This window comes from Thermobaculum terrenum ATCC BAA-798, from assembly GCF_000025005.1.
Classification (GTDB): Bacteria; Chloroflexota; Chloroflexia; order Thermobaculales; family Thermobaculaceae; genus Thermobaculum; species Thermobaculum terrenum.
On sequence record NC_013526.1, the window covers coordinates 108,901 to 119,448 of the forward strand.

The window sequence follows — 10,548 nt, forward strand, 5'->3', positions numbered from 1 at the left end:
GTAGATAGATACTCACGTACAAGAGTCACAAGACAGCCTGATGCTCGTGCTCAGATTATGCAGCCGTTGTATCCTCCTGTATGAGGGGATGTGCGCATCCTGGGAACAAGCTGTACGACCTGCTCGGCATGGCCCACCGTCGGGCGCTGAAGGCTTTCTTGACGGGCAGTCATCCCCAAGGGGGTGGACTCCCGATGGCCCGCATGCAGGTCAGCCCATTTCATCCACCGCAGAGGTGTAGCCAGTGGTGCATCTCTGGGAATGAATCCTGCCTTTGGGTCCGCATCAAGGCCTAGGGCGATTGCCACCTGGTGAGCCTGCTGAGCTCGTAGGTGCGGTGGGCAAGGGATTTTATGTTCTCCTTGCCGAAGCCCACGACGCAGGTGTGCAGCGTGTCGTGCAGAGGGACGGTCCACTTCTGTGGTAGCTGGTGCGCCCCGAGCATCGTCCCGATGATCGATCCCGCTGTGGCCCCGTTGGAGTCGGTGTCCTGCCCCAGCTGGACGGCTATGGTGATAGTCCTCTCGAAGATCGTCGAGGCCGGCTCGCCGCCGTTGCCCCAACCGTACATGAGGGCAGCGGCCACTATACACGCGTTGTTGATGGCTCCCGCGAAGCCGTATTTGCCGAAGCATGAGGAGATGCGCCTGCCCGTCTCCTCCCAGCCGCCGTCCAATTTGGCCCACGCGAGCGTCTGTTCTAGGGCCTCAAAGAACCGGGACCTCCTGGGTATCTGTGCCAGGCCCATCCTCATCGCTTCTTCGACGTCTTTGGCCACGAAGGTGCTGGCTAGGGTGGCGGCAACCCACATGGCCCCGTACAATCCGTTCTTGCGATGGGTGAGATAGGCATCCTTCCATGCCAGGGCAGCGGCCAGCTCGGGATTCCCCGGGCAGATGTAGCCGTACACGTCCGCTCGTATCTGGGCTCCTATCAGCTCTTCTCCGGGGTTGAGGTGGCTCGTGACCTGCTCCAGATCGATCTCCTCCGGATAGTGCTCACCCACCGCGGTGGCCAGGTTCAGGTAGACGGAATGCTCAGGTCCCCAGGTCCACATGAACGGGATGGACTCCAGCCAGTTGAGCCCTACGTCCAGCGTCGTGAACTTCAGTCCATGTCTCTCCAGGAGCTTGAGGGCCAGGCACATGTAGTTAAGGTCATCGTCCTCCTGCGCGTATTGGACGAAGCCTCGCATGCTGGGCACGCAATCACGCCTGAGTATCTGCCCTGTGCGCGAGCTGGAAGGTACATAGTCGTCCAGGGGATAAGCATCTGCTCCCTCCAGGTAGGCTCTGATCTCATCCTGTCCGTACCCCACCTCCAGCGGCTTACCCAGGATGCATCCTACGATCCTGCCCAGCCACCCGCCGTGTATCCTGTCTGCTATCTCCTCTTCAGAGAGGTACAGGTTGGATAGCTGGACTGGTGCTCTCTCCGCCCGTATCTCATCCAGTCCTGAGGGCTCTTGGTAGGGCCACTCGGGCTGCAGGGGGAGCATGCGGAGGGTGTCTTGCAGGCGCATCAACTCCTCTGGGCTGGACCTCACCTCCTCCCACCTGGCCATCAGGCCATCCACCACGTAGCCCTGCAGGGCGCGGGCTTCTATAGCTTGCCGAATGCGTTCGGCCACGACTTTCGTTGGTAGCATCGCTCACCTCTCCTTAGGGTTGATCTTGCATCGGGATGACCGTTCGCAGTTCCTCGTCACGTCCCGGGCTCTCCAGCACAGCCTCCGCGCCTGGTAAGCTGATCCTCACCCTGGTGTGGGCATCCGCGCCTCGGACTTTGATGTGCACCGATCGCCCATCTGGCTGGACCTCTAGCTCCGCGCTCACCCTCCCGTACCAGGAGGGTAGGTCATGGAAGGAGACTCTACCACCAGGTTGGAGCCATCCGCGGGGTACACCCGCGAACAGCAGCAGCTCTGCCTCCATCTCCTCCAGGAGCATTGCCCTCTGGAGCAGCCACAACTCAGCCTGTGTCCACCCATGGGGGGCTATGCTGTCCACCCTTTGGCACCCCCGCAGATGGGGGATGAGCGTGACGCCATCCGTAGCGTTCTCCGTGCCGACGCCTTCTCCTCCCTCCCGCCAGCCGTAGAGCCCTGGCAGGTCCTGGTGGCTCAGCCTGTAGTCCAGCACTTGCCAGGCTTTCTCTCTCTGCCCCAGGAGCAGGGCGTTGTGGGCCTGAGCCGCCTCAAAGTAGAGCCAGTAGGGCTCAGGTAGGTAGCTGCCGTCCTCGGCCGTCCGGACCCTCCTCCAATAGGCATCGATCGCCTCGGCAGCCTGCTGACGCGCTGCATGGCCCTCCCACACGTGGCAGGGCCAGAGCATGCTGTTGAGGGTGCGCTCCATGGTGAGCAGCTCGGGATGCTCCTCGGCGTATTTCTGCAGGGATGCCCAGAGCTGTTCGGCCTCTAACTTCCAGGTAGATGCGTCTTCCCTCTGTCCCAGCTCGGAGGCAGCGTACGCTGCCTCCCTCAGACCGCAGATGGCCCAGTGGTTCACCCAGCCGATGGAGTAGGAGACTGCGTGATCCATGTTGCCCATGATGAGGCCGTGAGCTGCTGGCAGGCATATCACCCCGAGGTGTGCCTCCGCCTGCATCTTGGCCAGCACTGGGGTATCGGTGGTTACCCTGATCGGGGTGTCAGCCCGGCGCATCCTCAGGAGCCATTCCACCTTCCGCCTGATGGCTGGATACTGAGCGCGCAGCCATTCCAGGTCGTGCGTGAGCCTGTAGTGCTGCACGATGGCCCATATACCCTGACCGGGAGCGTCGCCCTCGGCTCCAAACCCGCCGAAGAAGTCGTGTCTGCTGCAGAACTCCGTGGCTTCCCAGGCGATGTCGTGCATGCCCGCCAGGTCTAGGCAGCGCATGATGAACACACCATCCCTTAGCCAGGGCAGTGGGTAGAAGAGCGGCGAGATGCGCACCTGATCGCCCACCATCGCTGTCAGCATATGTACCAAGCCGGCGTGGAAGGCCTCCCTGAACCTTGCGTCCGGGACATCTACCCGCAAGGTCTCAAGCCTGCTTCTCCACCAGTCCAGATGAGCTTGCCTTCTTGCTTCCCAGCCGTCTGGAAGTGTCGTCCCCTTGGATGGCATGTCTGCCCTGAGGGCGCTTCTCGGCTGTAGGGGGCACCGCAGCTGGAGCTGCCACCTGTCTCCCGAGCCGAGCAGTAGCTCGTACTTGAGGAGTGCGTAGCACCACCCACCGTCGTCAGCGGCTTTGGTGGTAGGTGGCACCTCACCCCTCATCGCCAACGGGGATGGGTCCCCCACACCGCACCCGGCGGCATCTGGGGGGCTTGACACCGACAGGAGAACTCTGCCATCCCGGTCGACGCACGCCGTGCCCTCATCACCAAGCGCTATGTAGCCTACCGGGCCGCCTGCCGGGCCCAGGGATCGCAGCGCCAGGAACAGCTCGAGGCGCACTGCCTGCGCCCCAGTGTTGACCAACTGGACAGTGGCGTCCACCGCTGGTGCATCCTCCCCGGCCGGCTGCAGGAGCGAGTGACGAATGCTGAGGTCATCCAGTTGCACGTCGCAGTGCAGCAGTGGTAGGAACCCCTCCTCCCAGCGCCACCGGAGCTTCTCCAGAGGAGCCCGCTCCGGAGCGAAGAACGTCGCTCCACTGGAGCCCGTGTGCAGCCTGAGCCACCAGGTGACGCCAAAAGTATACATCCCGGGTGAGAAGCTGTTGCCGGGCTCCACCACCGTCTTGGTCGCCTCAGGAGCTCCAGGCCGCCCCAGGAACACCCTGCAGTCCGACCTGGGAGGTAGCCACTGAGGGTGTGCCCCAAGGGCCGAGAGCGTGTCCACTGATGCCATGCGGTTCTTACTCCTTATATATGCTCGCAAGCTTGTCGCTCATCTCCGCCGAAGCCGCCTCACCTCCGGATGACTTCCATTGCCTCACGAACTCATCGAAAGCCGCTGCCGCAGATTTCTCGGAACTATCCTTGACAATTTTGAGAAATGCTCGTGTCTGTAGGTCGTTGCCGGTGTTGACGAACTTGCCCCACTTGGGAGTCGTAACGCTCTGGCCATGGCTTGGTATCTGGTACTTGCCCTGGTTCTGCCACATCTGTTTGTACCACCGCTTGAATTCCTCACTCTTACCGTAGAGCAACTGGAAGTCTTGCCACTCTTGTGGCACCCAGGTTACTATGCCAGATGCCAAGGGATGTGCGCCGGTATCGCCCAAGTTCTTGGGGAAACCATCCTTCGTGCGCTGCGGCAGGAACACGATCTTGCCGTTCTCCTCCTTGTAGTCCCTGCCTGAGATGCCTAGTACAGTGAGCTTGATACCCTCTTGCTTAGCAGGTAGTTGATAACCTTAGCGGCCCCCACAGGGTTATTACCTCTGAGATTGCCCAGGATGGTTGTGCCGGCGTACTGGGGCTCGCTAGTATAGCCTCGATGTCCCGCATTGTTGGTGGGCGCTGGCAGTAACCACTCCTTGTAGCCCTTGCCGCCCAGATCCATGTCGTTCTGGATGCGTCCCACGTGACCACCGCCATTGAATATCAAGGCAGCCCCTTGGCCAGATACGTACAGGTCACGTGCCGTGGTTGCTCCGCTGCCTGTGGACCAGGATACTGGGTTCACTAGTCCAGAGACCACCATCTTGCGGAACAGCAACAGCGCCTCCTTCATCTGTGGCTGTATGGCCGCGTACTCCCAGTGGTCTCCCACCTTGACCCAGCCAGTGTAGGGGATACCGTAGGCGCCTGCAAAGGCGCTCAACAGGCCGTTAACTCCACCTGAGCCATTGAATAGCACTCCCTTCTCACCTCGATCGATGGCTGCCTTGAGGAACTTGAACAACTCGTCGAAGGTGTCCGGTGGGGCCATGCCGTATTTATCCAGCAGGTCTTTACGTACATGTATCAACCCAAAGTTGGGGTAAGTACCTTTACCCCAGAATATCGGCTGTTGGTAGATCTTACCGTTAATCTTCAGCTCGGCTAGCGCAGGTTGTTCGATGTACTCTTTTATGACGTTTGGGGCCGCGTCCGCGACCTTGCCTTCGAAAGCTGCGATCACGCCCTCGGTGGCCCACTTCTCCAGTAGATCGGGAGCGGCTGGCTGAAGCGCCATAATATCTGGTATCTTTCCAGTGGCTATGCTAGCATTGAGCCGCTGACCGTATACCGAACCTTCGATCTGTTGGAGCTTGATCTGCACTCCGGTCGCTTTCTCTATGGCCTGCAGGATGGGGTCGTTGTCTCCGACCACGGTAAGGGGCGTCCAGATGGTGACGCCGCTGCTGCTAGCGTTCCTGGCGCAGCCGTAGGTCCCCCCAAGCGTCAGGGCAAGCCCCGCCGCCGCGCCCATTCTCAATATCTGCCGTCTGGTCATCTTGGGTGTATTGTGTTGGTCTTGCATGGCTTCCTCCTCCTTAGCCTTTTATTGAACCTATGAGAATGCCTCTAACCACGTACCGCTGAAGGAACGGGTAAAGTAGTAACGGCGGTACTATCAGCAATACAGCCATTGCAGAGAAGACTGATTGTGGCACAAGGGATACGTTCACTCCCAGCTGCTGGAGCTGCAATTGCCCTGAGATGCCGTTGCGCAGTATCACGGTCGCTGGGTAGAGGTTGTCCTGTACTAAGACACTTGGCCAGAAGTAATCGTTCCAGTGTCCCAGTCCGTACAACATAGCTAGGGTCGCTATGATGGGCTGTGATGTAGGCATCACTATTCGCCAAAACACCGTAAACTGTCCCGCACCGTCAACCAGCGCAGCTTCAACTACCTCCTGTGGGTACTCCCTCAGGTAGGCCATGGCAAGGAAGACAAGAAATGGAGAAACTAACCCAGGCAGTATGAGCGCCCAGAAGGTGTCGAGCAGCCCCAGGGCATGCACCACCAGGAAGAATGGTATGATGCCTCCGCCAAAGAATAGAGGTATGGCAAAGAATATGATCAGGGACCTGCGAAAAGGTAGGTGAGCTCTGGAGAGTGTCCAGGCTGCCATCATAGTAACCAGGACGTTCAGCAAGGTGCCTACAACCGTCTTGAGTACTGATATCTGGAACCCATGCAGCAGTGCTGGTGTGGCCAGAATAATACGGTAGTAATCTAAGGTAAAACCAGAAGGTAGCAGGTGGAATGGCTGACTCATGTAATTGGTATAGGGCATTACCGAGATGAATAGGATGTAAAGGAACGGGTAAGCAGTCACTACTAAGAGTAACAATAGCATCAATATTATCAGTATCTGATCCAAACTAATGCGTCTTGTAATCGCGAGCATTGTTATTATCCTCCAGTTGTAACTAGAAGAGGCTCCGATTGGAGAGCTTTCTGACTATTAGGTTGGACACTAGTAGCAGAGAGAACCCCACAACTGCTTGGAACAATCCGACAGCTGCTGCTAAGCCAAACTCTGCCTGTCCAAGGCCTAGTCGGTAAGTCAAAGTTTCCAGTATGTCAGCTGTGGAATACACTGAAGGACTATACTGCACGATTATCTGCTCAAAGCCGGCGTTTATCAGGCTGCCACAAGCTAGGACGAATAGCACCACCATTGTCTGTGCTATCCCGGGCAGAGTGACGTACCACATCTGTTGCCATCGGTTGGCACCGTCCACGATGGCTGCTTCGTATAGTGTAGGATCTATTGCAGCTATAGCCGCTAAGTAAAGTAGTGCCCCAAACCCTATGCCCTTCCACACATCCTGAAAGATCATCGTCCATAGGAAGAGGATTGGGTCTGTGAGGAATAGCAATGGCTTGATGCCAAGGAGTTTGTGCAAGATACCGTTCACTGGGCCATCTGGGGATAGAAGCTCGGCGAATATAGCTGCTACTACCACCCAGGACACGAAGTATGGGAGCAGAGAAGAAGTTTGTATGATTCGCTTGAACCATCGGTAATGTAACTCGTTGAGCAACAAAGCAAGTATCACTGCCGAGGGGAAACCAAACAATAACTTGAGAAAGCTGATGGTTACCGAGTTGCGTAGCGCTGCCATGAAGAACGGGTCGCTGAAGATCCTCTCGAAGTTAGCAAAACCCACCCAAGGGCTACGCAGGAACCCTAGAAAGGGATCGTAATCCTGGAAGGCTACCACTATGCCGAACATAGGCCCATAGCTGAATATGAGCACGGCGAGTAAGGCTGGTAGGAGCATAGTATACAGGGGCCAGCTCCTCCGAAAAGTCTGCCATGTGGTCTTGCCGGTCGTCGCGCCGCTTTCGGCGGAGACGCCAACGCCCAGCGTCTCCAGCCGATCAGTCCCGCCGGTCGTAACGTTCATGATCTCCTCCGCACCTGTTTGACTATCTTGGTTTAACAAGCTAACCCCGGTTAGATGAGGTGACAATGGCCTTTGTGAAACAATTGGTTGACTTTTTTTAACAAGTGGTGAAATAAGCTAGTGGTGCGAGCGGTGCTGGAGGGCGTAGTCGCCGGGGGTGCGACCTGTGCGCTGCTTGAAGAGGCGGGAGAAGTAGCTAGTATCGTAGCCCAGCAGGTGGGCTACCTCGCTTACGGTGAGGTCCGTGTAGCGCAGGTACTCCTGTGCTCTGGACAGCCTGAGGTTTATGAGGTACTCGCTGGGGGGCATGCCGGTCTGCTCTGTGAATATACGGCAGAAGTAGGGCATGCTCAGCCCGACCTCATGTGCTACCTGCGACACCGTTACCTGCCTCTCGAGACGCTCTTCCATGAGGTCTATGGCGCGCTGGACCAGCTCTCGCTTCCAACGCGTGTGGTCATCCTCCAGGATGCTGACCCGGCTGATATGCTGCGCGAGGCTGGCGATGGTGTTAGCTATCGTGCCCAGCAGCGTTGCCGCCCCTTCCATCTGGGATGTGGTCTTGTGCGGTGATCTCTCTATCGCTGCCTGGTAATCTCGCCAGGGAATGCCGTGCTTGGCCGCCCAGCGCTTGTGCCAATCCAGGTCGAAGGCGTCCTCCAGGATCACGTACTGGGTCATCACCTCTCCTACTGGGTGGCCGTCCACGACGACGGGCGCCCTGGCCTGCCCGAGGGTGTTGTGGAAAGTCCTGTGGATGTAAGGCTCGGTGCGGTTGGTCCTGCTGACGCGCGCTACGGCCGGCGTCCTGCGGTTCCACGTCCTCCAACCTAACACGTTGCCCACCAGGAACCAGAGCTCGGGTTCCCCCTCGTAGTTATGCCTGATCCGTTCCCAGAACTGAGAGAACCGGGCTTCGTCCAGGTAGTACTCCATCAGCGGGAGGGCAACGTCCAGCCCGCAGAGCTTCTTCATGCTTTCGGAGATGTCCCAGACTATGGCCGAATCTATGAGCTCGAACACGTCGGGGAGTGGCGGCCCGGGAAGCTCCATGGGGTTCCACCTGGACAGGTCCCGCTCGTATACGGCCAGCCTGGCAAGAGAGGTAAATTGTGCGATGCCACCAGGCATGCCTATAACCCTCAAAGACTGGACGCGCACCGGATCAAAAGTGAGAGCGTAGGTCTCGAACGGGCGGCGCTCTCCCCTGTGGTCCTCGAAGTCATAGCTTGGGGTGATCGTTAGATTATTTACCGGCAGCCATGGGGCCCGATGGTCCCGCCTAAACTCCACGCCAAGCGTCGTCCACCATCCGCCATCTCTATAGGGGAATCCCATCGTCATCTCTATGCAGTTGCACTCTACGGGGTGGGGGAAGGTGATGCAGTACCAGTCTGGTCCCTGGGAGTCGTTCCAGCCATTGAAAGTGTCGAAGGTGTTGGTGCCGCTGAACTCCGCCAGGGGTTTACCATGTAGCCGATGGGCGCTATCGTTGAGCAACACCTTGGGATTACGCGCACCACCGCCACAGGGATCGATCACGGAAGCCTGATCCTGACCCCGGGCAGCAGAGCCAGGTTCTTGTCGGCCCTCGGGGATGTTAGTCGCCGTATCGTAGCCATACGCCTGCATCCTCCCTAACATAAGTTGTAGCATCCATCGAGGGGGCAGGCAACATCTTTTCAGGATGTCTCAAGCCTCTCCTGCAGACGGGCTTTGATCCGTGGCCAGTCCTGGTCCGTGATGGCGTACACGACCGTGTCCCGCACGTAGCCGTCGGGCATGATCATGTGTCGCCGGAGCACGCCCTCACGGACGGCTCCCAGCTTCTCGATCGCCCTCTGGCTACGGACGTTGCGGGAGTCGGTGCGCAGCTCCACCCTGATAGCTCCCAGGCGGTCGAACGCGTGCTCTAGGAGCAGGTACTTGCTCTCTGGGTTGACGCGCGTGCCCCAGTACCGAGGGGAGATCCAGGTCGACCCTATCTCGAGCCCACGGTCCGCGGGCCTGATGTGCATGTAGGTGGTCACCCCCACGGCCTGCCCCGTCGCGAGCAGGACGATAGCGAAGGGCACCATCGCCGGGGTGCTCTTGAGGCTCTCTATGTAGCGCTCCATCGCCTCCGGGGTGAGCTCCTGCGGCTTGTTGCGCATGTAGGCTAGGGACGTCAGGTCGCAGTGCGCGAGCAGATCGGGAGCGTGGCGCTCATCCAGGGGCTCCAGCAGCAGGGTGTCACCCCGCAGCTTAGTGGGTACCACTACGAATTGTCTTTGCAATCATGGCCTCCTAATCGATATTGGTCAATTATATACACTCCTCTGCTCACAACATACACTTCCACGTCCTAGCCGTACACATACACGTATGATCAAAATTAATTTGTATATTGCTTTGGCCTTTTAAATTAAGTTAAAAAATGTATGTATTTAATTACACTCTTATTGTATACTGTAATAGATATATTTGCTTTTGTGATACATATGAGCCTAACAATTAGTGTCTATGCAAAAAGGTTGTTGTGTGTGTTATTGCTGCTGTGCATCACTAGTGCCTCGGTGGTGCGCGCCTACGAGGGGGTAGTTGGCCCAGGGGATAGATCTGGAAGGCCGAGAGGGGATGAGCTTCGCGGTCCTCGAGGGGACGATAGGCTGTTCGGATTTGCTGGCAACGATAATCTATATGGAGGTCCGGGGAACGACAGGGTATACGGTGGTTCAGGGAACGACAGAATATACGGTAGTTTGGGGAATGACTATCTAGTTGGCGGTCCTGGAAATAATATGCTGAATGGAGGCCCAGGGAGGGACGTGCTGAGGGGTGGGTTCGATTTAGACGTTATCTATGGCAGCTATGGCAACGACCTGGCTTACGGGGGTAAGGGTATAGACTATATCTATGGAGGCCCGGGAGCAGATACCTTGGTGGGTGGTAAAGGCTACGATGTGATCGTAGGCGGGCCTGGTGCAGATGTGATCACAGCGGGTGAGGGCTTCGATATTATCCTGCCTGCGGCTGGCGCGGACAAGGTCTATGGGCAGGAAGGCAATGATAAAATAATGCTCCACAAGGATGCCTCTAAGGACTACGTGTACTGTGGTCCGGGCTACGATACGGTGTACACTTGGGACAGTAAGGACTTCATCGCAGACGATTGCGAGGATATGCAGGTGCTTTACCTGACGGGGGAAAATTAGTATGAGCCCGGCCTCCTGCAAGATATTCAAGCATTTACCCAGCTGATATTATTGACTCATACCGATGATGCTCAT

General features: G+C 57.7%; 10 protein-coding genes. 1 reads left to right on the forward strand and 9 read right to left on the reverse strand.

Annotated features, from left to right (window positions below; translation table 11 throughout):
- Nucleotides 1-50 precede the first annotated feature (50 nt).
- From TTER_RS14890 to TTER_RS10125, 9 genes are all read right to left on the reverse strand, one after another.
- Nucleotides 51-308 carry a hypothetical protein gene (locus tag TTER_RS14890; protein ID WP_049823051.1) on the reverse strand — a complete coding sequence of 86 codons (258 nt, stop codon included), beginning with the start codon at nt 306-308 and terminating at the stop codon, nt 51-53.
- A complete protein-coding gene (locus tag TTER_RS10090; RefSeq protein WP_012875922.1) occupies nt 293-1,648 on the reverse strand; it encodes an ADP-ribosylglycohydrolase family protein in 1,356 nt (451 codons plus the stop codon). The genes TTER_RS14890 and TTER_RS10090 overlap by 16 nt, the downstream gene beginning before the upstream one ends.
- A gap of 13 nt (nt 1,649-1,661) precedes the next feature.
- Nucleotides 1,662-3,839, reverse strand: a complete 2,178-nt coding sequence (locus tag TTER_RS10095) for a hypothetical protein (RefSeq protein ID WP_012875923.1) — start codon at nt 3,837-3,839, stop codon at nt 1,662-1,664.
- Nucleotides 3,840-3,846: 7 nt separating this feature from the next.
- Complete coding sequence (locus TTER_RS10100; RefSeq protein WP_012875924.1) at nt 3,847-4,257, reverse strand: hypothetical protein; 411 nt, start codon at nt 4,255-4,257, stop codon at nt 3,847-3,849.
- 41 nt (nt 4,258-4,298) lie between these two features.
- Nucleotides 4,299-5,399, reverse strand: coding sequence for a substrate-binding domain-containing protein (locus TTER_RS10105; RefSeq protein ID WP_012875925.1), 1,101 nt, complete (start codon nt 5,397-5,399; stop codon nt 4,299-4,301).
- Nucleotides 5,400-5,412: 13 nt separating this feature from the next.
- On the reverse strand, nt 5,413-6,273 hold the full coding sequence (locus TTER_RS10110) for a carbohydrate ABC transporter permease (RefSeq protein WP_012875926.1): 861 nt from the start codon (nt 6,271-6,273) through the stop codon (nt 5,413-5,415).
- Nucleotides 6,274-6,295: 22 nt separating this feature from the next.
- Complete coding sequence (locus tag TTER_RS10115; protein ID WP_012875927.1) at nt 6,296-7,279, reverse strand: ABC transporter permease; 984 nt, start codon at nt 7,277-7,279, stop codon at nt 6,296-6,298.
- 117 nt (nt 7,280-7,396) lie between these two features.
- Nucleotides 7,397-8,923, reverse strand: coding sequence for a helix-turn-helix domain-containing protein (locus TTER_RS14895; protein WP_012875928.1), 1,527 nt, complete (start codon nt 8,921-8,923; stop codon nt 7,397-7,399).
- Between the two features lie 38 nt (nt 8,924-8,961).
- Nucleotides 8,962-9,555 carry a GNAT family N-acetyltransferase gene (locus TTER_RS10125; protein WP_012875929.1) on the reverse strand — a complete coding sequence of 198 codons (594 nt, stop codon included), beginning with the start codon at nt 9,553-9,555 and terminating at the stop codon, nt 8,962-8,964.
- A 246-nt stretch (nt 9,556-9,801) separates the two neighbouring features.
- On the opposite strand from TTER_RS10125, the gene TTER_RS10130 reads away from it, so the two are divergent.
- The gene (locus tag TTER_RS10130) at nt 9,802-10,473 is read left to right on the forward strand and encodes a calcium-binding protein (protein ID WP_169302678.1); all 672 of its coding nucleotides are present in this window, start codon (nt 9,802-9,804) and stop codon (nt 10,471-10,473) included.
- Nucleotides 10,474-10,548: the final 75 nt, after the last annotated feature.